We start from the raw sequence: 24,295 nt of genomic DNA, 5'->3' as shown, positions 1-24,295 counted from the left end.
TTGTAAAATCGCTAATATTTTTTAACATCATACTCTTAACCATTTTAACTATGATTCAAATTATTCCATCCATCGCCATCAGAGACGGTAAAATTATTAGGGTTGAAGGCGCAGATATTGCGGGTGCTAAAGTGTATGATGATTCGCCAATAGATGTAGCCAGAAAACTGGAAGATAGTGGGATAAAAGTAGTCCACATTGTGGATTTGGATGGGGCACATAGAGGCTCTCCAGTGAACTATCACATCTTGGAAGCCATTCATGGTTATACGGATTTAGAGCTCGATTTCACCGGAGGAATCAATACGGATGGTGATATTAGCAAAGCTTACGAATATGGAGCAGATTATATCACGGCCGCAAGTATAGCTGTGGAAAGAAAAGAGCTTTTTGCTTCCTGGATTGTCTCCTATGGAAGAGAAAAGATCACTTTAGGCGCAGATGCTTTAAATGGAAAAATTGCTTATAAAGGATGGATGCAAAATACTGATATTGACATCATAGAACACATCCGATATTTCTATGACAGAGGCTTGAAATATGTAAAAACCACCGATATCAGTAAAGAAGGTTCTTTGGCTGGCCCAGCATTCGATTTATATCAAAGTATTTTAGATGAGTTTCCTGATATATGTGTATTAGCCAGTGGAGGAGTGCGCAATGTAGATGACATCCGAAAGCTAAATGACATGGGTGTTTTTGCCGTTATTTTTGGTAAAGCCTACTATGAAGGAAACATCAAAATTGCTGACCTTAAAGAGTTTTTGATTTAAGATTTTCATAGCAAATTCAAATTTTTTTATTAATTCATCTGAGAATTAAGGAGTTTTCCTATCCTCTTAATGAATATTTCATGTCGATATGTTAAATGTAGAATTATACGTTTAATAAACGTTTAAATCTACGGTTAGTGATTTAAAAATTCGTTTAAGTCTATTATTACACCCTTTGTTTCCAATTAAATTATTAGTATGTTTAAAACTGTATAATAGATATATAGTCACCAGGGGGTGACTATATTCAATTGTTATCAGCAATACCACTACTCACTAATGACAAAGATTAGAACAATTATATTGCTCCTATCCTTTTTTATCTTTGAACAATCATTTGCGCAAGAAACATTGACAGGAAAGGTTTTTACAGTCGGCTCTAAGACACATTTCGATAATTATAAGAAGTGTGACTTCTATTTTGAGTGTGATTGCTGTAGCGGGCAACTATTATTTCCAACTCAGTCAAGCTATATATTAATCAATGACTGTATGTCGGACTTTGTGGTAACCAAAGGAACATACTCAGTTGCAGATAATGGCTTGACTCTACATTCTGACGGACATAGAATTGAAGTAAATTATAATTGGGAAAGAGAGATGAACCCAGATGCTGAGCCAGCATACTTTGTAAAGGATTCTATTGTTAGCGAATATCACTTAAACTTTCAATTCGATAGCTGTCAACGAAGAATATTGGTCAACTACAAGGATGATGAAACTTTCATAGGGTTAGAAACTGACAAAAGCGTTTCTGAAGAGATTGTAAAACTCAAAAGACATGGACTGAAAGAACTATTAGAACTCGAATAGAAGCTGATAACACTATGTAAAAACCATGCGCTTCAGCAGTTTCAGGAAAGCAAAGTGGTTAATTCCCGCAATTTTTGGCTGACGGCATCATAGCCTACTTAGAGCTTTAGCAGTCAAGGCATTCAAGTTATTGGTAGCAAAGTAAAAATTGCTATCTTCATCATCTTAATAAATAGTGGCGCACGGATTTTTACACGCGCCCGTTGGCAGTAATAACATCATACTACATGCAAGATGAAATGAATATTAAAAAAAGAGCGAAAGTACTTGAATTTGCTCTTAGTGTAGAAAGTAGTATTACAAAACTGGTGCTTTTATTTTTAAATGTTAGTAAAGAAGATCTAAAAGCTTTAGGAAATAAGAATTCTAGTCTGTCATTTAAGAATAAAATTGATTTACTTTTTGACATTGGAGTACTTTCGAAAGATGAAAACCAAAAACTTCTTCTATTAATGGAGTTTAGAAATCAGTTTTTGCATAACATCACTTGTAATTCATTTTGCAAAGCTATTGAGCTACTAGGATCAGATAGGGCAAAAAAGCTTTTGACTTTTAGTTGTTCTGATTTTGAAAATAATCTAGAAAATCAATACAGTCATTGCTTCAGTCAACTTCACTTAGATTGTTTACAGCTTATACATACCAAGTATGAAATAAAATACCAAAAGGTTAAACAAAAGCGAGAAACTATCACGGACATAATTGACTATTCAAAATATATAATTGAAAAGGACACAGAATTGATACTTAGTTTGTCAAAAAAGTTTTCAGAGATGTCGAATAATGACAGCGAAGATTTAAAGAAATTTAAAAATCAATTGAGTAAATTCATAGAATTGACGCAAACAGAATTAACTAAAAGTAGCGAGTTAAAATTATTAAGGGAGGTCGCATTTGACAAAAAGAAAATTAATGAGTTGCTTAATTAAGTTACCTCTATCGACACTGCTTTAGATTTTGAAAATCTCACAAATAGTATAATTTACGGACATAAATCGTAAACTGTTGAAAATTTAAGACAAATGGATATAGATCATAGCTTTCTTAATTTTGAAAAGTCAATAAAAAAAGATCACCTTGAACAAGTCATTCTTTTCCAATTTGAAAATTTTGAACTGGCAACTCAAGAATCTGTTGATAACCTAAAAAAAGAGTATCAAGACGCTAAAAAGCAATTTGAGTTGGTAGGCAACAAAATTACTGACGTTGACGAGAATAATTATCATAAAATTACTGATGAGGAATGGGAGAGAATAGATGAAGTTAGCCAATACTATCAAGACATGGACTTTTCAAGAGAATATCTAGAGTCTCTTCTTGAAATGAGAATCATGTATTTATTCAAAAATATAGAGGTAATAATGAAACGACTAATTAAAATTGCCTACAGTGATGTAAATACAAAAGATTTTTACAATTGGGAGGCAATGAAATCATTTTTCAAAAGTAAAAGCATAAATATTACCACTTTGGAAGGATATAATGATTGCGTTGATTGTCAGAAATTAAACAACTCAATAAAGCATTCTGATACATATAGTGATACAATTTACAAAATCCCTGAAATGAGTGATCACGAGGAACTATTACACTCTAAGTTGGAAAATTTCTATAGTAGGGTTAAACCAAAAATAGAGTTGTTTGCGAAAGAGCTGAAGGAAGCCATAAAAAATGATCTTTACTCCTTTAGTGACGAAAGAGTAGCGAAAATTGCTCAAGAATTTAAAGATCGCATGGACAGTAGTACATTAAAAAAACTTATCCATAAATTAGAATAAAAAAATACTGCCAACACTAAATATAGGTCATTGGGCAAATAGTGCTAAAGCTGAAAATGATTACATTTAAGAAAATATGTAGCGTTTTGGTAGTTTGGAGCTTTGAATTGCCCAACGCCCTATATTCTTAACGTTGAAATGAATTACTGCCATGTTCCGAACATTAATTATTATATCTATCATCTTAACTTTATCATCCTGCGCTGATAAAGAAAATCAATTATTATTATCCCAGACTAAATATCTTGATTCTCGAATTTCAGAGGTGGCAAATAAGTTGGATGAAGAAGTTGAAGCAACTAATTTTAGATTAGAAGGAGTACGTCTCAAACATCGAAAAGACAATTTAAAGAAATCATATGATTCAATATCATTTCTATTAAAAGACAATGAAATAGATTTGGCGAAATCTAAGACAAAGGAGCTTATAACAACTCTAAATACTACTTCCGAAAGTTATAAAGTATTGGAACAAAGTTTGAATCAGGTGACTGAGTCGAACAAAGTAATTTTTAGCAATAATTTGGCGCTTATTGTAGTTGAAACGATTCAATCATATAGAAAACAGTTTGATGATCTTTTTTATCAATATGATGCTGTTCATCCAGTTTTATTTGATGAAACACAATGTCTTAAAGCAGGTCAAAAGTATGAGGGAGAAATAATGATGGTTGCAATGAAATTATCAACCGAAAGGGTCTTTGAAGCAGATTATCCAAATGATAACCAAGGCTTTATAAAACTTCCCGTTTCTCAATCACTTGGGGGAAAATTAGTTATTGATAATTTACAGCCTGGTCAAACAGAAATTAAAGTCAGAGTTACAGAATCTCATCTAAATCAAAAATTAATGTTTGAGAATACAGTGCTACTGGAACCAAAATAAACTCATTTCAACATTCTGTATAAATCATGGCTGTTAGTAGGTTAATGAGCCTTTTGTTCTTTGTAGATAGCCCGTCAATCCGCACCTTAGATTTACGATATTGTATTATAATAAGAAAGGAGGTAGAATAGTAAACCAGTCAATCCGCTAGATAAAATCTAGAATCCTTATAGGTACTATTCTATTTTTTAAGTACTCAAAACCTCAATAAGATATTAGTCTCGACTATTAAGGTCATTAGGAGTGTACTTAATCCCTTTATGTTTCATCCTTAAAAGTAAATCTATGAATTATTCTAATTTTATTGGTATTGATATTAGCAAAGCTAAAATTGACATTACTACTTTAAACACAGATGGTGAACTCAATCACTCAGTTTGTAAAAACAACTCTAAAAGTATTATTGTACATTTAAAGTCACTTAAAAGAAATGGCTTTGATATTGAAAACAGCTTGGTTTGTGCAGAGTTTACCGGACTTTATATTTTCTCCTTAGTTGAAGCTTGTAAAGCTATGGCTATTGATCTGTGGATTGAAAATGCTGCTCAGATCAAACACCGTTCGGGTATCTCTAGATCTAAAAATGATAAAATTGATTCTGAAAAAATAGCCATTTATGCTTTCCGATTTAAAGACTTAGTGAAATTATATAATAGAGATGATGAAGTTATTGAAGAACTCAAATTTTTATTAAATGAAAGAGATTTAATCTTAACAGACAAAACTAAATACACTGCTCAAATCAAAGATCAAAAAGGACATGTCCCTGACTCTTTCTACAAAAACAAAGTCAAACGATATAAGGCTATTATTAAAACGCTGGTCTTGCAGCTTAAATCCATACAGGATCAGATTGATCACCTCATAACTGACGATGATAATCTAAAGCATCAGTTTAATCTATCTACCTCAATAACTGGAATAGGAACACAAGCAGCAATACAAACTATTGTGGCTACCAGAGGATTTAAAGACTTTTCAGACCCAAGAAAGTTCGCTTGTCACGCTGGTGTAGCTCCTTTTCAATTTATGTCTGGTAGCAGTTTAAAAACCAAAGCAAGAGTTTCTAAACGTGCTAATAAAAAATTAAAGCAAGTCTTTCATATGGCAGCCCTTTCAGCCATCCAGGTTGATGGGGAATTAAGAGATTACTACACTAGAAAAGTGGAAGAGGGAAAAAATAAAATGCTAGTTTTAAATGCGGTTCGGTCTAAACTCATTCATCGATTATTTGCGGTTATTCGTAACAATAAAAAATATGACAAAAACTACCTGAACTCTCTTGCTTTATCCATAAGATAAGGATTGACTTATTGATGAAAATTAATTTAATAAGCCAATCCTGCGGATTGCCTCGGTAGTAAACTGAAATTTTTATACTTTTAATCAGCCACGAATTTATACAGTGGCGTTAGACTCAATTCAGAACATGAAGTATTTCAACCCATTGACACTTTTTTTAATTCTTTTTCTTGCTGCATGCACAACACCTGAACCTAAACAGGAACCAGTGGTTTCGAACTCTGAAGCTTTTGAAGAAAAGCCTGTAAGAACTTACTATTACATACCAGGAGATGTTGCAAAAAGATATTCACTCGAACGAAAGGTGCAGGTCATTCAAATTGAAGAAGCGACAACACAAAAAGCTGCTAAATTCTACTTGAATGAGCCAACTCAATTACGGATTAGAACTGTTCAACTGGCGGACTATCCAATTTCAATACAGGAAGTCAAGAACGCTGAAGTTGATACTTCTAATATTGAAAACTTCATAGTAACTGTGACCCCAACAGATTCTGCATTTCAATTTTCAGTATATCGGGATTTCAGTGAGCGAAATGCCATTTTTTCTAGAATAACATACGACAAAGAACGAGATAGCTTAGTTCACAGCGCATTTCTTATGAAAAAGGAAATGATTGAGGGAATTCTCAAATTCAATGTAGAAAAAGAGTCTAACAAAAGATAAAAAAACATAGGGTTATTCTGCAATACGAAAGTTCATCGGTTTCTGGAAAACCCGCCAAGTATAACTTAAATTTAGGAATCGGTATTGGCTCGTAGGAGAGGAAAGCAAGGTGCTATTTTACTCCCTACGTTTTTTATCAAGACGCTACCATCAGAATACCTAAATTATTGAAATCACTTATTCTACTTACAGCTTTATTCATAACATCTCTAACTGCAAATGCTCAGCAGGAAATAGAATATCCTATAATAACGAAAGAGCAAAACCTCAACTGGCTTAAGGCTTTTATCAATAGTGATTTAGAAACAGAAATCAATTTAATTCATGATCGTATTATTTCAGACACATCAACAATTGAAATATCGACTCATAAGAGAAAGGGCGATAAAATAATTTCTCATTGTAAACCTTTTTATTTTGTGACTTTTGAAGATAATGAACCATTAAATTTAAGTATTAATCTTACTAGCGATTTTGTACTAGATTTTATTGATTTACTAACAATTGAAAATGTAAACCATATAAAAGTACTTAACAACGATTATACAAAAGTTCGTATGAATGCTTTTTATGGATCACGTGGAGACTGTGGAGTAATTCATATCGATGCTTCAAACAGAAAATTTTACGAATATGTAAATGATTTAAGGGCACGCTAGAAAAGTGATAATGAGTTAAACCGCACATAAAAAGGAAAGAGATATTCGCTCAATCAGAATTTTCAAGTTATTATTGGGCTTTACTAAATAAAAATCTCCTATGAAAACTAATGCACTTCTAATCTTATTAATTGTTTTAGTTTCCTGCGAGGGAAACAAAGAGCATGATTCTGATGCATCTAATGAACCAATTGCTGATAATTCAGAACTTATCGAGATTTACGAAAACGATCAAGGTGACCGACAAACCGATAATATTAATTGGATGGAAGTCAATAGAAGGGATAGTTTAAGAAGAGAAAGAGTGTTTGAATTACTCGATTCGAACAAAGTTCGTACCTCAAAAGACTATCAACACGCTGCGATGGTATTTCAGCATGGTGGAGATTCTTCAGCCTATGCAATGGCTGTGAAGTTAATGGAAAAGTCAATTGAATTGGACTCAACTGCAAACAAATGGTTATTGGCAGCTGCAACTGACAGATATCTTTTAAGCATAGGCGAGCCTCAAATTTATGGAACACAGTATCAGAAAATGGGGGACAAGCCTTGGAAATTAGGTGAGATTGATACCACTCAGGTGACTGATGCTGAAAGAATTGAATTTGGAGTAGAAACTTTAGCTCAACAAAGGGAAAAAGTTAAACGCATGAACAACAGATAAATAACAGAATCAACAATTTTGAATAGAATCAGTTTTTAAAATGATTTAAGCTATACAGATTATCATAAATTATATACTTTGAAAAAAGTCGATTGTCCCTTAGCTGTCAAATATGGAAAGATTATCTGGTTTAATAATTGGGTGCCTTCTATTACATCTTTCTGTTTAACTGAGATATTTTTATCTATATAGTTAGCTGAAAGCCAAAAATCTCCTACAATTCTCAAATTTTGAAATAGATACTTGTATTCATTATCTATAATTTCTTCACGTATTAGTTTGGCGTTAATCAAAGCTTGAATTAAACTTTCAAATTGGTGTTCACGCACTTTCATCAATTTTTGATAATGATTTCTTATCATATCATGATTACGATTTATATAAACAAAATCAAGCATGAGAAATCGGTATTCATAAAAGCAGGACAAAGTTACGCTTGGTATTTCAAATAGTAACTCAAAGGAATTTTCAGTAAGCAATTCTTTTTCAAACGCATGATCCAACTTACTTACTAAATCCAGATAAAGCGCCTCTATAATTTCTTCGCGTTTTTTGAAATGATAAGTTAAATTTCCTAAGCTTATTTCCATATCCGCAGAGATATCCCGTAATGAAACTTGTGAAACCCCCTTTTCATTAAACAAGCTTAAGGCACATTTTAATATTTTATCTTTTGTTTTGTTCATTGCTAAGAAAATTATTAGGACAAATGTACAAATAATTACTTAGTACGATTGTACTATTCGTTATTTATTAGTACGTTTGTACTACATCTAAAAAATTGTTATGAAAGTAGATATAATTGGTGCTGGAATATGTGGTTTAACCACAGCAATCGCTCTTGAAAAACGAGGATTTCAACCTAGAATTTACGAACAAGCAAAAACGTTAAAGCCAGTAGGAGCTGGAATTATTTTAGCCAGTAATGCCATGCAGGTTTACAGAAATTTAGGTTTGGAAGAACAATTGAATTCTAATGGAATCCCGCTAAGTGCACTGAACATTACAAATGATAAACTGAAAGTTATCTCTAAAGTAGATTTGAATTACTTTAGAGATAAATATAATCTACAATCCATAGCCATTCATAGAGGAAAGCTACAAGAAGTTTTATTAGACAACTTGAAGCAAACTGAGATTCATCCTGACCATCAATTAAAAGATTTAACAAAAGAAAAGGAAGGCTATCAACTTAAGTATGAAAATGGGAAATCAGTAAATTCTTCTTTATTACTGGGGGCAGACGGCATTCATTCTAAAGTAAGAGCAGCTTTGTTTCCCAATAGTAAGATTAGAAATATGAAGCAGCTTTGCTGGAGAGGTGTCACAGAATTTAAATTACCCTCTATTTATAAAAGTGAATTAAATGAAATCTGGGGAAGGGGGGATAGATTTGCTTTTGTTCAATTTAGCGAAGATAAAATATATTGGTATGCAGTCAAGTCGTTTGAGAAAAGCGAAAATGAGTTTTCAAGTGATAAATTGAGTTTATATTTTGAAAAATATCCGCCTATCGTCCAAGAAATCATCAAGGCAACAGCGTTTGATACCATTCATGTTACGGTTATGGAGGATTTAGAACCTATAAAAAAGTGGCATGATGAGTTTGCTTGTCTTATGGGTGATGCAGCACATGCTACCACGCCAAATATGGGGCAGGGTGCTTGCCAATCCATTGAAGACGCCTACACATTAGCGGATTGTTTAGCAAATCAAAGTGATTCAAGAGCTTTTGCAGCATATCAAAAATTACGAATGTCCAAGGCTCATCAAGTCGTTAATCAGAGTTGGCAAATAGGTAAAATTTCGCATTGGAAAAACCCGATCGGAATTGCCTTTCGAAATAGCATATTAAAAATAATTCCAGAAAAACTGAATCTAGTCCAGTTAGAAAAATTGTTCCAATTAGAAAGAAAGGTGTCATGAGTAAAGTAAAAGACGAAATCACGCCAGCAGAATATTTGGAAAGAGGATTGCTCAATCAAATTGATTTTTACGACACATTTTCGACTACAAATAAGAAAGACAATTTGGAGGAAATTGCGCATTTGATATTGGATAATCCACCCAAATGGATAAAAAGCTTATTTACTTTGAGAAATAAAATAGCTAAATTAATCGGCTTAAAGACTGAAAAGCCTGCTGATTATAATGAACGTTTTGAAGTTGGTGGATATATTGGGTTTTTCAAAATATTCTCTATTACTCAGAATGAAATAGTGTTAGGTGCAAACGATTCGCATTTAAACTTTAGAGCTATTGTTGCAAACAAAATTGAAGATTTACATAACATTAAATTCATAACACTGGTGCAGTACAATAACTCAACCGGAAGGATTTATATGAGTGTTGTAAAGCCCTTTCATCGCCTGGTGGTAAAAAGAATGGTGAAAAATGCTCATAAGTTGAAATTCGAGATAAAGTAATGATGTATAGAAAAATAGCTTAAGAGAAGAAAATCCGCAATTTGAAATTGTTAAATTTTGTATCTTGAAAGTCAATTGAAGAATTCACATAATATAACCAACCAATTATGAAAACGATGACTTGTAAACAATTAGGTGGAGCTTGCGACAAAGAGTTTACGGCAAATTCTTTCGATGAAATTGCAGAAATGAGTAAAAATCATGGTATGGAAATGTTTCAAAAGGGAGATCGGCCTCATATCAAAGCAATGAATGAAATGCAGGAAATCATGAAAAACCCTGAAGAAATGATAGAATGGTTCGAAAAGAAGCAAAAGGAATTTAAAGCGATGTCTGAAAACGTATAGATAAAATAAAGTAAAAATCTTCAATCAGTTTCTAGGAAGCTGTTTAGCTTTCTAATCAAAAAAATGAATAACCTTTCAATAAGACAAGCCACTTTTCAAGATATAGCTGACTTACAAAAAATCAGCAAAAAAACCTTTTTTGAAACTTATGCAGCTGGTAATACGGAGGAGGATATGCTTCAGTATTTGGATGTAGAGTTTGCTACAGAAAAATTAAAAGTGGAATTGAATAATAAGAACTCGAAATTCTATTTTGCAATTCTTATGGGTGAAATTATTGGCTATATAAAAATCAACTTAGGTGAATCCCAAACTGAGAGTATGGCTGGGAAGTCACTTGAAATACAACGGATTTATGTGCTAAAGGAATTTCAAGGACAGAAAATTGGCAAAGCACTATATCAGAAAGCAGCAGAAACTGCAAAGCAAAATGAATTAGATTATTTATGGCTTGGCGTTTGGGAAGAAAACCCAAAAGCAATTCAGTTTTATGAAAAAATTGGCTTTGAAGCTTTTGATAAACATGTTTTTCAACTGGGAAGTGATGCTCAAACCGACATTATGATGAAGCTACAATTGAACTGAATATTTATATTAGTTTTTCAACTCTTATTTTAAAAATAGATCAAAGGCGAATATTGTCAGGGTTAAGTGGCTTTTCTAAAAGATTTTTTACGTAATAATGCTCATTGGCCCGTTTAATGTCATTCGGATCCAAAGAAGAAGAAATCATATAAATAGTGGTATTGTGTTTAACAGTATCAGAAAGTTTATCATAAAGATCCAAAAATTCAAAGCCGTTTATTTCTGGCATTTTAATATCAAGAAGTATACAAGTTTTTTCACTTTGCACATTTCTTTTTAACCACGCAATACCTTCCTGAGCACCTTCTAACTCAACTATTTTATGATTTGAATAAGAATCTTCAAGTAATAGCCTGGTAATTAACCTATCGGTTTCACTATCATCAATGATTAAAAACATATTTTATACTAACATCAAATACTATTTTATAAATCTTACCTAATAAAAATGGCAGATTTTCTTTAAACATAAACCGGTAAATTAACAGTAAATACCGTTCCCTTCCCTAACTCGGAATAAACGGTAATATTGCCATTCAGTTTTTCTAAAGTTTCTATTACAATGTATAAACCCACACCTGTTCCTTCCGTGCTATGCTTTGTCATATAGAACATATCGAATATTTTGTCTTTATTGGTCTCAGATATCCCAATCCCATTATCCTTAACAGATAATTGAATTCTATCTCCTTTTTTTATTACACTGATTTCAACAATATTCTTTTCCTTATTAGGGTCTTTATATTTTATGGCATTGGAAATAAGGTTGCTCATAATTATATCTAACCTATTTGGGTCAGAATAAAAGTGATTTATTGATATGTCTGTTTTTACAATTGAAGAGGAAGAGAAATCATACATGTATTTTAATTGATCAACGATTTTGCCAATTAAATCTTTAATATCAACCCTTTCTATAATTAAATCTGCTCGCTTATTCTTTGAAAACGAAATTATTTGTTTGATAAAATCATCTTGCTTTTCTAGACTTTTTTCCAATAAAGAAAAATACTGATTGACTTTATCTGGGTCTTTTGCAAGTTTTGTGACTTTAATCAGGCCTTTTAAAGAAGTGATGGGTGCTCTCAAATCGTGAGATGCGCTATAAACGAACTTATCAAGTTCAGCATTTGTGTTTTTAAGTTCCTTATTCTTTTCAGTTAATCTTTCCTCTGAGTTTATAAGCTTACTTATAATGCGCATTGAAAATACACTGGCTCCTCCTACAATCACAATAATTAAAAAGGTATTTACCAGAAAAATAAGATCTCTTAATTGTCTGGAAGTTTTTCCCAAGCTTTTTAGAAAATCAGTTTCTTGTATAGTTATTTGTATCCCTTGTTCAAATATCCGTTGCTTAAAATCATCTCTATTTGAATCATTTAAAGTGTCGTTTAAAATTATGGACTTAGCTTCATTGCCTAAGTTAAGATGTTGAACTAATATGGAATCTGCTTTGGTCCAGCTTTTCAGCGGGTCTTGTACAAACTGCATCGATTGAAAACTTGTAAATAACCAAACCATATCCTCAACATCATCTGGGTGATTTTTACCATCAATTAATTTTTTTTCTGCTTTTTCTTTATTTCCATTCAGTAAGGCTATTCTTGCTTCCCTATCACACAAAGGAATATTCAGATTTTCTTTAAAAAATTCCCAATATTCTTCATTTTGTGTATCAATATACATTAACAAATAGCGTGAGGCATCTTTTTGTCCTTTGGAGTAATATGATTCGCCTTGAATGTAGGCTCGTACCCCAGAAAGGACTCGGATGGTGTAATAATTCATGATAAGTAAAGAGCCACTCACAAAGAAAACTATCAACAACATATAGCCATTCGATTTTGCATCGAACAGCCATTTCTTAATTCTCTGTAAGAAATTATGCTTTTTCATTAACCTGAAAATTTATCTACAAAAGGTAACAATTATATTTAGTTTCATTGTATTCATTTAAAGAAACCAATGAAGAAATATAATTAAAAATATAGTTTTGCTAAAATATCAATTTATCATTTTCAAATCTGTTTTAGGCTTGTCATCAATGTCAAATATCCAAAACCTTAAGAAACATTTGGTGTTTTACTTTATCAATTCCTTGATTAATGATTCCATAAAATCAACAAATCAAGCTAAATTGGCAATCTCGAATAAAATATTTCATGAACGCAATTATTATAGGAGCTGGAATTGGAGGAATAGCCACCTCAATACGTTTGGCAAAGAAGGGTTATAAAGTAGATGTGTACGAACAGAATAGTTACCCAGGAGGGAAGCTTTCAGTTTTTGAACAAGATGGATTTAGATTTGATGCGGGACCTTCATTATTTACTTTACCAGAACTGGTAGATGATTTGGTAGAATTACAAAACGAAAACAGCAATATTGAATTTCCTTATAAAAAATTAGATGAATCATGCCGATATTTCTGGGAAGATGGAAAAAGAATAACAGCTTATACTGACCCTGAAAAATTTGGAGCAGAAGTAGAAAAAGTTTTTGATGTCCCCGCTAAAACTATAACCGATTACATTAAAAATGCTGAGTTCAAATATGAAAAATCTGCTCGCATATTTTTAGAAAAATCACTTCATAAAACCTCCACATTTTTTTCAAAAGAGATTCTGCCTGCCTTATTGAATATCTATAAGTTTGGCTTGTTCGAGAGCATGAACCAAGTGAATCAACGGAAGTTAAAAGAGCCAAAATTAGTGCAGCTTTTCAATCGATTTGCTACTTACAATGGTTCTGATCCTTACCAGGCTCCAGGAATATTAACATCCATTGCGAATTTAGAATTGAATCGTGGTACTTTTTATCCTAAGGCCGGTATGTATCAAATTACAGATACGCTTGTGAAAGTAGCTGAAAGTTTAGGCGTGAAATTTCACTATAATGCTGGAGTAGAAAAAATTAAGGTTGAGGAAAAAGAAGCGAAAGGCGTGATGCAAAATGGAGAATTTGTTCCGGCTGAATTAGTGGTGAGCAATATGGATATTTACCCTACTTACAAGAAATTATTAAGTGAAGAGAAACAACCTGAGGCTATTTTAAATCAGGAAAGAAGTAGTTCTGCATTGATTTTTTATTGGGGAATAGATAGACAGCTTGATGAGCTTGGCTTACACAATATCTTTTTCAGCAAGGATTATCAAAATGAATTTCATCATATTTTCAAAATGAAATCCATTGCACCCGATCCAACAGTTTATGTAAATATCACTTCCAAACATACTCCTGAGGACGCACCAGAAGGAATGGAAAATTGGTTTGTAATGGTGAATGTGCCAGCTAATAATGGACAGGATTGGGATAAATTAATTCCCGAAATTAAAGAGTCGGTATTGCAGAAATTAGAGCGAATGCTGAAAGTTGGTATCAGTCAACATATAAAAACAGAAAGCATATTGGAACCTAGAACAATCGAAAGTAAGACTTCTTCCTATCAAGGGGCACTGTATGGAAGTAGTTCTAATAATCGATATTCAGCATTCCTTCGTCATCCCAATTTTCATCAAAAGATAAAAAATCTCTATTTTTCAGGTGGAAGTGTTCATCCTGGTGGAGGAATTCCATTATGTTTGCTATCCGCCAAGATTATTGACGATTTAAGTCCTTCGGTAAAATGATTAAAACTCAATCGGTCTCCTTTATTCAAAATATAAAATCTCGTCCTCTTATTGGTGGAATAATTATCACGGCTTTTTACTTTTTTGGGATTGTAGGGATTCTATCTGAAAGCAAAGATTGGTTTATTGAAAAAACGGCATTTAATCTTTCCTTATCTTTTTTGATTTTAATTTTATATCAGAAAAAATATTCTCTAAGCTTATTATGGGGATTTCTATTCTGCTATTTAATTGGCTTTTCAGCAGAATATTTAGGCGTAAATTTTGGGTTGATCTTTGGAGATTATATCTATCCTGCCACTTTGGGGCCACAATTGGGTGGGGTTCCGGTAATTATCGGAGTAAACTGGTTTTTGATCACTTTTTGTGTGGCTTGTATCATTTTTCCTCTTAAGCTTAATGTTATTGTTAAAATACTTTTGGCAACTTTCATCACCGTTTTAATTGATTTCATGATTGAACCTGTAGCAATGGAATTGAATTTCTGGAATTGGGAAAACAATGAAATCCCTATCCAAAATTATGTAGGCTGGGCTATTATTTCCTTTTTAATTTATAGTTTTTATGCAATTATTAAATTGCCTCTGGAGAATAAGATAGCGTTGGTTTTATTGGTTTGGCAAGTTGTGTTCTTTGCTTGTTTGAATTTGTTTTTGTTGGATAATTTAATTTGAAGACCAGCTATATAAGAAGATAGGTACTGTTGTAGAATTGCTAATCAACACCTCTGTAAAGCCTCTAATGCTATTAAGTTAAACATATTCTACTAACAAGTTTTTCGCTTTAGCGAAAACTCTATTGTTTTCTTTAGTATCTTTTGTGGTTAAAAAGTAATGTTTGCTTGTTCTATTATCAGTAGCACATTTCCACCACAAAAGAAAAAAGAGAACACAAAAGAAAATAACCAAGGTTATTTTTCAGGATTATATTGAAAGTTGAGGCTTTATAGCTTAACTAATAGCATTTATAATTCCATTTTGGGGAATTAAAGTGGGCTTTAGTCCACCAAAAATTTCTTACTTATCATTTCATTCCCATTTTTAAGTTGTAAAAAGTAAAGCCCAGTAGATAGACTTTGAATGTTAATAGATGATTCATCATTTTCAAATCTTCCTACTATTTTCACCCTTCCACTCATTTCTAACACTTGGTAGCTTAAATTTTCAGTTGCTTGGTCATTCCATTTTATGTAAATACTTTCTTTGGCAGGATTAGGATAAATTTGGAACTGATTTTTCGTATCAATTTCTAATTCATTTGCAGTAATATTGCTTCCCAACTGATTATAAGTATTCAACACTTGATTCTCCCCCTCTTTCACAAGGTAAGCGCGAAGTCTATCACTATTGGGAAATTCTTCCCTACCGTTCTCAGTCTCATTAATACCAAATTTGAATTCAATGGCTGAACCAAGGTTAAGATCTGCTAAAGCAAGTGTATAAATTCCATCATGATCTTCATCATTTAAAATCTGTTCTTCAGCTCCCATAGCATTTTCACTTGAAATTAGAATCACTGATTCTGAATTTGGGTCAAAGCCTTCATTTTCAATTAAATCATTCATATCCACCATAAATTCAACCGATGTAGTGGTTTCTTCAGCTGTCATCAATTTATAAATATGAGTTGAATGAGCTTCCATTTCGGCTATTTCCAAATTGAAGCTACCACCAGAATTGATGGTCGAACTTACTTGATTTCCACTGAGCAAATCTACCAATTGGTAACCTCCAGCAATTAAACTGGAGCTTGATGAATTCAATACAACATTGCTTTTGTTTTCACCGGTCAAATTAGCAACTACAATAATTTGTGCTTCATTTTCTTGTCGGATAAAGCTAAATATAGAGTTGTCAGATGAAGTGATAACGCTGTAATTTCCTGTTTTCAAAGCTTGTTGGGTATTTCGAGTTGAAATCACATCTTGGTAAGTTCTCCAGAGAGACGTAGGTTCTGTTTGTTGGTCAGCCACATTCTTATCGGGATAATCTGACTCTGGTGCACGCCATGGGCTGCCAGTTGTAAAGCCGGCATTGGAAGTATTGCTCCATTGCATTGGCAATCGGATATCTTCATCAGGCTTTTGACCTAACATTCCAATTTCTTCCCCATAATAGAGATAAGGAATCCCTGGCAAAGTTAATAGTAATTCTGCTGCTTGCTTGGCTTTGGCTTGATCGCTATTTAAGACATTCATCACTCTGTCCATATCATGGTTGGTCAAAAATGTCCCAAACTGTAAATATGGATAGCTGCCCATTACTTCCTGTGATTTTGAAATTAAACCATCTGCATTTTCATTACTGACAGCAGCGATAATACTATTTGCCAAGTCAAATTCGAAAACATAATCTAAACCATCATTACCAACATATTCTCTCGCCTTATTTGTGGAGGTCCATGCCTCTCCAACAGAAAATGAATTTGGATTTATTGCTTTATAATGTGATCTGAAATCTTTCCAAAACTGAAAAGTCTCAGGAACATCTTCCAAGCCTTCTGTTGTTTCATAAATATATTTTACGGCATCTAAACGGAAGCCATCCACATTCATTTCTTCCAACCAGAAAGTGGAAATATCAAACATTTCTTCCTTTACTGCAGGAGTTTCATAATTCAAATCTGGCATTCCACCCCAGAAAAGACCATAATAATAATCTCCATTGCTTTGGTGCCAAACATTTTGCCCCCAAGGACCACTTCCACCCGGGTTGGTATCTTCCCAAACGTACCAATTTCTTTTTTCACTTGAAGAGTTTTTAGAGTCTCTAAACCATGGGTGTTCACTGGAGCTATGGTTCATCACATAATCAATGATTACTTTTATGCCTCTTTCATGAGCTGCTGCTATAAATTCCTTAAAATCCTCATTAGAACCATAATCACTCTCAATTTCTCTGTAGTCTATCACATCATATCCATGATAGCTGGGGGACTGATGAATAGGCATTAACCAAATGCCATTAACACCTAAATCAAGATGAGTTGCAGGATTTCCATCATTTAGGTAATCCAATTTTTGAATTAATCCCTGAAAATCACCAATTCCATCACCATCAGAATCATAAAAACTTCGGACAAATATTTCATAAAAGACCGCCTCATTCCACCAGTAGGTATCCGTATTTCCTATGGTGATGAAGTTTTCAAATACTTTAGTTTCTATTTCTCCATCAGCATTTTGAATTGTAAGACTCACATCAAAACTTCCTTCATTGGCATAACTAACCACAGGATTTTGTTCTGTGCTAAAAGTGGGAGTACCCCCAGTAAAATTCCATTCCCAAGTAGTAGGATTACCATTTGATAAATCTGTGAATTGAATTACTTCGCCTGGGATAGCGAAATTTGAAGAAGCCGCAATATTTACCTGAAGTACATTGTCGGGAACCTCATCATTGTACCAAAATTCTATCACATCATTTTCTTCAATAGTGAAAGAACGGTTAGAACCACCATTTGGAAATTCTTCAGTACCACCCCAACTTCCATTTATTCTAGCTTTTAATTCAATTTGCTGACCAATATTAAAAGATTCAGTTGCCGCATAAATCCCATCACTATCATCATCATTTAAGACTAAAGCGGGACTTCCCCAATCATTAAATGAACCCGCTATATCAACAAAATCTGTATTTGGGTTAAAATTTCCTTGAGTGATTTGCTCATTCATATTCACTTGAAATTCTACCGTGGTAGTCTGAGATAAAACAAGTGATGGCAGAATGAATAAAAAGGATAAAACAGATGTTTTTAGAAATGTCATAAATCAAAAATACTAAAATATGATTCAATAGCAGGTTGATTGAGTCAAAATAATGGATAAGCACCACCTCTTCTGAAAGCGGAAGTGTTTAACTGAATTTTTCCTCCCCCTTTCATATATTTTTTCTTTGCCATATGAAAAAGTTGATTGATCATATCAGCTTCAGCTCCCTGTCCTTTCATTCTTTGTCCCCAATTGGAGTCATTTACTTTTCCTTGATGAAGATTCTCAATTTGATGCCATACTTTTTCAAATCGATCAGGAAAATAATTCTCCAGCCATTTTTTGAAGATTTCCGCTATTCTGCCATTCAGTCGAACCACCGTATAACCTGCATCAGTAGCTCCATTTTCTGCAGCACGTTTTATGATTTCAGGAATTTCAGTATGGTTTAAACCTGGTATAATTGGAGCATTCATAATAGAAACAGGAATTCCTTTTTCACTCAAAATTTTGATGGCTTGCAGTTTTTTTATGGAGGAAGCTGTTCTGGGTTCCAGAACTGACCTGAGCTTTTCATCCAAGCTTGTAATTGATAAAATAACGCGAACCAAATTGTCTTTGGCTAAATCTTCCAATACATCCAAGTCCTCTAAAAAGCCCGTGTTTTTGGTGATGATTCCCACAGGATGTCGATATTTTGCCATTACTTTTAATAGACTTCTCGTAATCCTCAGCTTTCTTTCCAATGGCTGATAACAATCTGTATTGCCGGAAAGCACTATAGGTTTCACTTTCCATTTAGGATTTAAAAGTTCTTTTTCAAGTAATTGAGGCGCATTCTTTTTAACAATAATTTTTGATTCGAAATCTAGGCCTGCATCCCAACCCCAATATTCATGGGAATTACGGGCATAGCAATAAACACAGCCATGCTCACAACCCTGATAGGGATTTATGGAATATTCCATGCCCACATCAGGGCTGCTGACTTTATTGATGATCTTTTTCGGAAGTTCGTAAAATATTTGAGTGGTGGGTTTATCTAAATGAGTATATTCATCCACGCCCTCATCCCATTCCGTAGTAAATTCTTGTTTAGAAAATGAATTGGAAAGCTGTTGTTGAGCGCCTCTTCCTTTTATGTGTTGAGATGAATTCACATCGCTAAAATACTAATATATTTAGCTAATTACTAAATGAAATAGCTTTAAATTTAAGTAAAATATTCTAAAAAAAGATAATTGCATCGTAACTTCAACCCTCAAATTACAGTAAACTACTAGCATGAAAAATATATACTTTTCTATCATAGCATTATTCTTGGCAACTTCTGTTTTTGCACAGGATGAAATACCTTCAAGACCAAATCCACCCAAGTTGGTGAATGATTTAACAAATACCCTGAACAAAGGAGAGCAACAGCAATTAGAGCGAAAACTTGTTGCATATAATGATAGCACTTCTACTCAAGTTGCTATTTTAATAGTGCCTACTTATGGTCAATATGATCCTAATCAGTTTGGTGTTGAGGTTTTTGATAAATGGAAAATTGGTGAGGCTGGTAAAGACAATGGTTTGTTGATTACCGTTGCCATGCAAGACAAAAAAATGTTTATCAATACCGGCTATGGATTGGAAGATGTAGTGCCTGATGGAGCAGCCAGCACCATCATTAATGAATATATGAAACCTGCGTTCCGTAACAATAACTATTATAAAGGATTGGATGAAGCTACTACTATAATTTTTGACTTGGCTGCTGGGAAATATACGGCTGATAAAATAGCAGATAATGATGCAGGCAAGGGAATTGGATTAGGTGCTTTTTTAATATTTTTCTTTATCATTATTACGATTATTTCTCGTATTCGCAGAGTAAGAAATCACCATATGGGAGGCGGAAGCATGGGTATGCTAACTTTGATGATGCTTTTAGGCAGTGGCGGCAGAAGCCACGGTGGTTCTTTCGGTGACTTCAATTCCGGAGGAGGTAGCTTCGGTGGTGGAGGCGGTGGTTTTGGCGGCTTCGGTGGCGGAATGACCGGAGGCGGTGGTGCTGGTGGAAGCTGGTAATCCTAATAATCAAAACCCTTTTACTTTAGCGCTGTTGTAAAAACATCACACAACATTTTTAATAACCTTCATGCATAAATTTTTAATTGTTTTCGCCTGCATTTTAAACTTAGTTAGCTTTAGTAATGCACAAGAAATCAAAAATGACTCTATTCTTGAAGTAGTAACGGTGACGGGTTTCAGTAAAGGAGAACAAATTAACAAGCAATCGGCTCCTATTGCTTATTTAAGCCCAAAAGAACTGGAGAAATTCTCACCTCATGACCCAGTGATGGCTTGGAACACTTTGCCTGGCGTCAATCTAGAGCAAAGAGCTATTGCCAGCTATCGAGTAAGTATAAGAGGAAGCTCCATCCGCTCGCCTTTTGGAGTGCGTGATGTTAAGGTTTACTGGAATGGTTTACCTTTTACGGAAGCCAATGGCTCAACAGCTCTGAACTTACTGAGTAATACGCAAATGCAGGAATTGGAAGTAGTGAAAGGCCCTGCAGGAAGCTTATTCGGAGCAGGTTTGGGAGGCGTTATGCAAATCAGCAACTTTCCGTCTCAGCAAGAAAGTCCATTACAAATTCAAGTTTCAGGTGGAAGTTATAATCAATTAAATGCCGGGATAAAAGGACAAATCGAATCAGGAAAATGGACTACCTTTTATGCAGTTGATCACCAACAAAATGAGGGATACAGAGATCATAATGAATTAGATAGACAGAATTATCAACTTTCTTCACGTTATCAAATCAATGAAAATCACCAACTGGATTTCCATCTTTTGTACAATGATTTATTCTATGAAATTCCAGGAGGTTTAACTGCTGAGCAATTTACAGAAGATCCAACTCAAGCTCGGGCAGGTAGTGCACCTCAAAATTCATCCATTGACCAAAGGACTGTGTTTTATGGAGTTGGCTACACTAGTTTTTTTGGCGAAAACTTAAGTCAATCTACTCATATAGCTGGCACTTATACATGGTTTCAGAATCCTTTTATTTTGGATTATAAGGAAGATCAAAACAGAGAAGTTGCTTTGCGGCATCAATGGACTTATGATATGAATGTAGATGCTATTGATTGGCAGTGGGATGCCGGGTTGGAATGGCAATATGCGGATAATTCCGCTAATAATTACGGAAATGTGGATGGACAAAAAGATACCATCCGTTTTGTAGATGATTTAAATATCGATAGAAAATTTTTCTTCTTGCAAACTCAAATCGGTTATGAAAAATGGGAATTGACAGTAGGCCTAAGTAGTAATCTGCTGGAATATGATGTCAACAGAAGAGTAAATGCAATTACAGAACCATTTAAATTCAATAGAAATTTTGATAATGAATTAATTCCAAGAATTGCTTTAAAGCATCAGTGGTCTTCCAGTAACATGACTTTTGCTTCTTTAAGTGAAGGTTTTTCTAGTCCGACTTTAGATGAAATCAGAACCAATGAAGGCAGTATCAACAGAAATTTACAGGCTGAAAAGGGCAGGACTTATGAAATTGGACACAAATATTATGGTAAAAGAGTGCAATTGGATGCCACATTTTTTTATTCTGCACTACGGGAAACCATTACCTCTTATACAAATGAGGATGGAGTATCGCTTTTTAGAAATGCTGGAGCTACTAATCAAACAGGCACTGAATGGGGAGTGAATGCAAATTGGTATGATAACCAGCAAGGATTTATTAACCAAATCAACAGTAGAACGAGTTATAATTTTTATCAATTTACTTTTGATGGATATGAAGATGATGGAATTGACTTTTCTGGAAACTTATTAACAGGTGTCCCTCAACATACTTTTAATCAAACCCTAAATATTGCTATGTTGAAAGGATTGAATTTAAATCTTCATTACCGTTTCGTAAGTGAAACACCCTTAACTGATGATAATGAAATATTTGCCGATCCTTATCACCTTTTAAATGCGAATATTGATTTCAAAGTGCCTGGTTCTATAAAATTGAATCTTTTCGGAGGAATGGAGAATATTTTCAATACCACCTACAGTTTGGGCAATGATTTAAATGCATTTGGTAATCGGTTTTTTCAGCCGGCTCCTGGGAGAAACTTTTATTTGGGTGCAAAGTGGAAGTTATGAATTAATTGAAATTTGATTTAATAATGGTGGATACGATTATTTGCTAAGCTCCCACAACTTCAACACTGTTTTCCAATTTCTTGTGGTAGCTTTTACTATCAGCTTCCTCCTGTTTTCCTCGCTGAGACACCATAATTACTCAAAGAGTTAATAATTTTAGTCAAATGATAAAAATGTGTTTAGAAACAGGTTAAATAAGGTTATATTGATAAATTCATTAATAGCTAATTCCCCCGCTTTCGCCTTAAGCGAAAAAGCGGGCTGGAGGGTAAAATGGCGGGCAGGCGTTGGCAATTGTGGGTAGTAGCATCATTTTACCTAGATTTTTTGCATACTTTTTCATCAATGGAAAAAGTATGGATGAAAAAGCTAGTATTGAAAAGCAAAAAATAGCAATTTAATACTAATCATGCTCTCTGGGACACCATTAAACAATGAAATAGTGCCTTTAAACCGATAAGATGCACTATTTTAGTTTTGCCGTGAAAAAAAAATGTTGTCATTGTGGTTTTAGCTATCCTAATTATTTACTAAGCTCCCAAAGCTTTAAAACTGTTTTCCAATTTCTTGTGGTCGCTTTTACTTTTAATTTCTTTTCAAAGAAGTCATTGGTTAATTTAGACTTATGGTAACTTCCTTCACAATAAATAAATGCATTTTTCCCTATTATTTTAAATTGGTCAGGTGAATAATCGAATGATTCAACTAAAGCCAAGTTATCTTTATCAGGCAATTCATTTAGGAAAGTGAGATGTAATTTATTTATATCAGCATCAGCTTTGTAAAAAGGGTTTTTGGTAACCGCATTTTCTATTTCTTCTGCAGACAAAACAATCACAGGAACTTCGAAATCAAATTTTCCCAAAATGGCAGTTTCAATTCCCTCTGCTATTCCCTTATTTTGATGCTTATCATCTATCTCAAAAATAAGATTTCCACTTTGTATATAGGTTTGGATATTGAGATAGCCCAAATCCTGCATTAACATTTTTAAATCAGCCATTAGGATTTTTCTTTTCCCACCAACATTGATCCCCCTCAGAATTGCAATTTTTGTTTTCATCATTGTGAATTTAGTCATTCTTATAATAATTCATCTTTAGCTTAAGGAAGATTTCACCTATTCTAACAGAAGTAAGTAATTCTTCTTTCTTACTGTTTTATTTTGGTAGAATTGCTTACCTTTTAATAAATAAAACGAAAGATTATGCATTTCTCCTACTTCGTACAACAGAAACTTAAATTAGCTTCTGCTTTAGCTGTAATTTTAATTATAGTACTGGTCAATAATCGCTTGCAAAACAATAATTTAAATGAATTGGGAGATACATTTGGATCTGTTTATAAAGATAGGCTATTAGTGGAGAATTATATTTTCAAAATGGCTAATGCCACCCAAGAAAAAAAGTATTTACTTACGCAATTTGATTCAAAGGATGACCAAATCATAGAAAATGAGATTAACACTATAAATGTAATAATGGACTCATTAATAGCTGATTATCAGAAAACCTATCTTACTATTAATGAGAGTACTATTTTTAAAGATTATCTTCAAAACAATGCGCAGTTAAGAATTATGGAAAATGATCCTAAACTTCAGTTTTCACAACTAACGGCATTATATGATCAAAATGTGGAGCTGCTCAATGATCTTTCCAAAATACAGATGAAAGAAGGGGAAGCCTTGTATAATAATTCACAATCAATAGTGACAAGCAATGCTAGTATTTCCTATTTAGAATTAGGCTTACTGATTATACTTGGTCTGATTTCGCAGGCATTAGTTTTTAATTCAAAATCTCTCAACAGCATATTGAAAAAAGATCAAAATGATCTCCCTTTAAACTAATCTCAAATAAAGTTTTTACTGTATTCCAACC

24 protein-coding genes are annotated in these 24,295 nt (G+C 33.5%); 18 read left to right on the top strand and 6 right to left on the bottom strand.

The window, feature by feature from the left end:
* Positions 1–50 precede the first annotated feature (50 nt).
* From QYS49_RS01585 to QYS49_RS01545, 9 genes are all read left to right on the top strand, one after another.
* Entirely contained in the window at positions 51–773 is a 723-nt protein-coding gene (locus QYS49_RS01585; RefSeq protein ID WP_308349875.1) for a 1-(5-phosphoribosyl)-5-[(5-phosphoribosylamino)methylideneamino]imidazole-4-carboxamide isomerase, read from the top strand.
* A gap of 492 nt (positions 774–1,265) precedes the next feature.
* On the top strand, positions 1,266–1,586 hold the full coding sequence (locus QYS49_RS01580; protein WP_308349874.1) for a hypothetical protein: 321 nt from the start codon (positions 1,266–1,268) through the stop codon (positions 1,584–1,586).
* Positions 1,587–1,813: 227 nt separating this feature from the next.
* The gene (locus QYS49_RS01575) at positions 1,814–2,515 is read left to right on the top strand and encodes a hypothetical protein (protein WP_308349873.1); all 702 of its coding nucleotides are present in this window, start codon (positions 1,814–1,816) and stop codon (positions 2,513–2,515) included.
* Between the two features lie 93 nt (positions 2,516–2,608).
* Positions 2,609–3,364 (top strand): hypothetical protein, encoded by a 756-nt coding sequence (locus QYS49_RS01570; protein ID WP_308349872.1) that lies wholly within the window; start codon positions 2,609–2,611, stop codon positions 3,362–3,364.
* Positions 3,365–3,515: 151 nt separating this feature from the next.
* Positions 3,516–4,250, top strand: a complete 735-nt coding sequence (locus QYS49_RS01565; protein ID WP_308349871.1) for a hypothetical protein — start codon at positions 3,516–3,518, stop codon at positions 4,248–4,250.
* Positions 4,251–4,535: 285 nt separating this feature from the next.
* Positions 4,536–5,552: a transposase gene (locus QYS49_RS01560; protein WP_308347325.1), complete on the top strand. Its 1,017-nt coding sequence runs from the start codon at positions 4,536–4,538 to the stop codon at positions 5,550–5,552.
* A 127-nt stretch (positions 5,553–5,679) separates the two neighbouring features.
* Entirely contained in the window at positions 5,680–6,219 is a 540-nt protein-coding gene (locus QYS49_RS01555) for a hypothetical protein (RefSeq protein WP_308349870.1), read from the top strand.
* Between the two features lie 167 nt (positions 6,220–6,386).
* Positions 6,387–6,878 carry a hypothetical protein gene (locus QYS49_RS01550; RefSeq protein WP_308349869.1) on the top strand — a complete coding sequence of 164 codons (492 nt, stop codon included), beginning with the start codon at positions 6,387–6,389 and terminating at the stop codon, positions 6,876–6,878.
* Positions 6,879–6,978: 100 nt separating this feature from the next.
* On the top strand, positions 6,979–7,542 hold the full coding sequence (locus QYS49_RS01545) for a hypothetical protein (protein WP_308349868.1): 564 nt from the start codon (positions 6,979–6,981) through the stop codon (positions 7,540–7,542).
* A 62-nt stretch (positions 7,543–7,604) separates the two neighbouring features.
* On the opposite strand, the gene QYS49_RS01540 is transcribed toward QYS49_RS01545, so the two are convergent.
* Positions 7,605–8,228, bottom strand: coding sequence for a TetR/AcrR family transcriptional regulator (locus QYS49_RS01540; RefSeq protein ID WP_308349867.1), 624 nt, complete (start codon positions 8,226–8,228; stop codon positions 7,605–7,607).
* 100 nt (positions 8,229–8,328) lie between these two features.
* On the opposite strand from QYS49_RS01540, the gene QYS49_RS01535 reads away from it, so the two are divergent.
* The 4 genes from QYS49_RS01535 (at position 8,329) to QYS49_RS01520 (ending at position 10,900) form a co-directional block, all read left to right on the top strand.
* A complete protein-coding gene (locus tag QYS49_RS01535) occupies positions 8,329–9,468 on the top strand; it encodes an FAD-dependent monooxygenase (RefSeq protein WP_308349866.1) in 1,140 nt (379 codons plus the stop codon).
* The gene (locus QYS49_RS01530; protein ID WP_308349865.1) at positions 9,465–9,968 is read left to right on the top strand and encodes a DUF2867 domain-containing protein; all 504 of its coding nucleotides are present in this window, start codon (positions 9,465–9,467) and stop codon (positions 9,966–9,968) included. Before QYS49_RS01535 ends, QYS49_RS01530 begins: the two co-directional genes overlap by 4 nt.
* Positions 9,969–10,075: 107 nt before the next feature.
* Complete coding sequence (locus QYS49_RS01525; protein ID WP_308349864.1) at positions 10,076–10,315, top strand: DUF1059 domain-containing protein; 240 nt, start codon at positions 10,076–10,078, stop codon at positions 10,313–10,315.
* 63 nt (positions 10,316–10,378) lie between these two features.
* Positions 10,379–10,900: a GNAT family N-acetyltransferase gene (locus tag QYS49_RS01520; RefSeq protein ID WP_308349863.1), complete on the top strand. Its 522-nt coding sequence runs from the start codon at positions 10,379–10,381 to the stop codon at positions 10,898–10,900.
* Between the two features lie 40 nt (positions 10,901–10,940).
* Here QYS49_RS01520 and QYS49_RS01515 read toward each other — a convergent pair whose 3' ends face one another.
* Both QYS49_RS01515 and QYS49_RS01510 read right to left on the bottom strand, forming a co-directional pair.
* Complete coding sequence (locus QYS49_RS01515) at positions 10,941–11,300, bottom strand: response regulator (protein ID WP_308349862.1); 360 nt, start codon at positions 11,298–11,300, stop codon at positions 10,941–10,943.
* Positions 11,301–11,362: 62 nt separating this feature from the next.
* Positions 11,363–12,799, bottom strand: a complete 1,437-nt coding sequence (locus QYS49_RS01510; protein ID WP_308349861.1) for a sensor histidine kinase — start codon at positions 12,797–12,799, stop codon at positions 11,363–11,365.
* 266 nt (positions 12,800–13,065) lie between these two features.
* On the opposite strand from QYS49_RS01510, the gene crtD reads away from it, so the two are divergent.
* Together crtD and QYS49_RS01500 are read left to right on the top strand one after the other, a co-directional pair.
* The gene (gene crtD, locus QYS49_RS01505) at positions 13,066–14,532 is read left to right on the top strand and encodes a 1-hydroxycarotenoid 3,4-desaturase CrtD (protein WP_308349860.1); all 1,467 of its coding nucleotides are present in this window, start codon (positions 13,066–13,068) and stop codon (positions 14,530–14,532) included.
* A complete protein-coding gene (locus tag QYS49_RS01500; protein ID WP_308349859.1) occupies positions 14,529–15,206 on the top strand; it encodes a carotenoid biosynthesis protein in 678 nt (225 codons plus the stop codon). Before crtD ends, QYS49_RS01500 begins: the two co-directional genes overlap by 4 nt.
* Positions 15,207–15,529: 323 nt before the next feature.
* Here the strand turns inward: QYS49_RS01500 and QYS49_RS01495 are convergent, their stop codons facing one another.
* Together QYS49_RS01495 and QYS49_RS01490 are read right to left on the bottom strand one after the other, a co-directional pair.
* The gene (locus QYS49_RS01495) at positions 15,530–18,298 is read right to left on the bottom strand and encodes an alpha-amylase family glycosyl hydrolase (RefSeq protein ID WP_308349858.1); all 2,769 of its coding nucleotides are present in this window, start codon (positions 18,296–18,298) and stop codon (positions 15,530–15,532) included.
* 44 nt (positions 18,299–18,342) lie between these two features.
* Complete coding sequence (locus tag QYS49_RS01490) at positions 18,343–19,401, bottom strand: PA0069 family radical SAM protein (RefSeq protein WP_308349857.1); 1,059 nt, start codon at positions 19,399–19,401, stop codon at positions 18,343–18,345.
* A gap of 124 nt (positions 19,402–19,525) precedes the next feature.
* On the opposite strand from QYS49_RS01490, the gene QYS49_RS01485 reads away from it, so the two are divergent.
* Both QYS49_RS01485 and QYS49_RS01480 read left to right on the top strand, forming a co-directional pair.
* A complete protein-coding gene (locus QYS49_RS01485) occupies positions 19,526–20,314 on the top strand; it encodes a TPM domain-containing protein (RefSeq protein ID WP_308349856.1) in 789 nt (262 codons plus the stop codon).
* A 70-nt stretch (positions 20,315–20,384) separates the two neighbouring features.
* A complete protein-coding gene (locus QYS49_RS01480; protein WP_308349855.1) occupies positions 20,385–22,412 on the top strand; it encodes a TonB-dependent receptor in 2,028 nt (675 codons plus the stop codon).
* 523 nt (positions 22,413–22,935) lie between these two features.
* On the opposite strand, the gene QYS49_RS01475 is transcribed toward QYS49_RS01480, so the two are convergent.
* A complete protein-coding gene (locus QYS49_RS01475; RefSeq protein ID WP_308349854.1) occupies positions 22,936–23,475 on the bottom strand; it encodes a DUF1697 domain-containing protein in 540 nt (179 codons plus the stop codon).
* 144 nt (positions 23,476–23,619) lie between these two features.
* Between QYS49_RS01475 and QYS49_RS01470 the strand changes: the two genes are divergently transcribed.
* Complete coding sequence (locus tag QYS49_RS01470) at positions 23,620–24,264, top strand: MCP four helix bundle domain-containing protein (RefSeq protein WP_308349853.1); 645 nt, start codon at positions 23,620–23,622, stop codon at positions 24,262–24,264.
* Positions 24,265–24,295 lie beyond the last annotated feature (31 nt).

This window comes from Marivirga salinae, from assembly GCF_030503855.1.
In the GTDB taxonomy this organism is placed as follows: domain Bacteria; phylum Bacteroidota; class Bacteroidia; order Cytophagales; family Cyclobacteriaceae; genus Marivirga; species Marivirga salinarum.
This window is presented reverse-complemented; position numbering and strand designations above follow the sequence as displayed.

Coding starts and splice junctions, on each gene's coding strand:
- QYS49_RS01585 (WP_308349875.1), top strand. CDS start 51: ATGATTCAAATTATTCCATCCATCGCCATCAGAGACGGTAAAATTATT.
- QYS49_RS01580 (WP_308349874.1), top strand. CDS start 1,266: ATGTCGGACTTTGTGGTAACCAAAGGAACATACTCAGTTGCAGATAAT.
- QYS49_RS01575 (WP_308349873.1), top strand. CDS start 1,814: ATGCAAGATGAAATGAATATTAAAAAAAGAGCGAAAGTACTTGAATTT.
- QYS49_RS01570 (WP_308349872.1), top strand. CDS start 2,609: ATGGATATAGATCATAGCTTTCTTAATTTTGAAAAGTCAATAAAAAAA.
- QYS49_RS01565 (WP_308349871.1), top strand. CDS start 3,516: ATGTTCCGAACATTAATTATTATATCTATCATCTTAACTTTATCATCC.
- QYS49_RS01560 (WP_308347325.1), top strand. CDS start 4,536: ATGAATTATTCTAATTTTATTGGTATTGATATTAGCAAAGCTAAAATT.
- QYS49_RS01555 (WP_308349870.1), top strand. CDS start 5,680: ATGAAGTATTTCAACCCATTGACACTTTTTTTAATTCTTTTTCTTGCT.
- QYS49_RS01545 (WP_308349868.1), top strand. CDS start 6,979: ATGAAAACTAATGCACTTCTAATCTTATTAATTGTTTTAGTTTCCTGC.
- QYS49_RS01540 (WP_308349867.1), bottom strand. CDS start 8,228: ATGAACAAAACAAAAGATAAAATATTAAAATGTGCCTTAAGCTTGTTT.
- QYS49_RS01535 (WP_308349866.1), top strand. CDS start 8,329: ATGAAAGTAGATATAATTGGTGCTGGAATATGTGGTTTAACCACAGCA.
- QYS49_RS01530 (WP_308349865.1), top strand. CDS start 9,465: ATGAGTAAAGTAAAAGACGAAATCACGCCAGCAGAATATTTGGAAAGA.
- QYS49_RS01525 (WP_308349864.1), top strand. CDS start 10,076: ATGAAAACGATGACTTGTAAACAATTAGGTGGAGCTTGCGACAAAGAG.
- QYS49_RS01520 (WP_308349863.1), top strand. CDS start 10,379: ATGAATAACCTTTCAATAAGACAAGCCACTTTTCAAGATATAGCTGAC.
- QYS49_RS01515 (WP_308349862.1), bottom strand. CDS start 11,300: ATGTTTTTAATCATTGATGATAGTGAAACCGATAGGTTAATTACCAGG.
- QYS49_RS01510 (WP_308349861.1), bottom strand. CDS start 12,799: ATGAAAAAGCATAATTTCTTACAGAGAATTAAGAAATGGCTGTTCGAT.
- crtD (WP_308349860.1), top strand. CDS start 13,066: ATGAACGCAATTATTATAGGAGCTGGAATTGGAGGAATAGCCACCTCA.
- QYS49_RS01500 (WP_308349859.1), top strand. CDS start 14,529: ATGATTAAAACTCAATCGGTCTCCTTTATTCAAAATATAAAATCTCGT.
- QYS49_RS01495 (WP_308349858.1), bottom strand. CDS start 18,298: ATGACATTTCTAAAAACATCTGTTTTATCCTTTTTATTCATTCTGCCA.
- QYS49_RS01485 (WP_308349856.1), top strand. CDS start 19,526: ATGAAAAATATATACTTTTCTATCATAGCATTATTCTTGGCAACTTCT.
- QYS49_RS01480 (WP_308349855.1), top strand. CDS start 20,385: ATGCATAAATTTTTAATTGTTTTCGCCTGCATTTTAAACTTAGTTAGC.
- QYS49_RS01475 (WP_308349854.1), bottom strand. CDS start 23,475: ATGAAAACAAAAATTGCAATTCTGAGGGGGATCAATGTTGGTGGGAAA.
- QYS49_RS01470 (WP_308349853.1), top strand. CDS start 23,620: ATGCATTTCTCCTACTTCGTACAACAGAAACTTAAATTAGCTTCTGCT.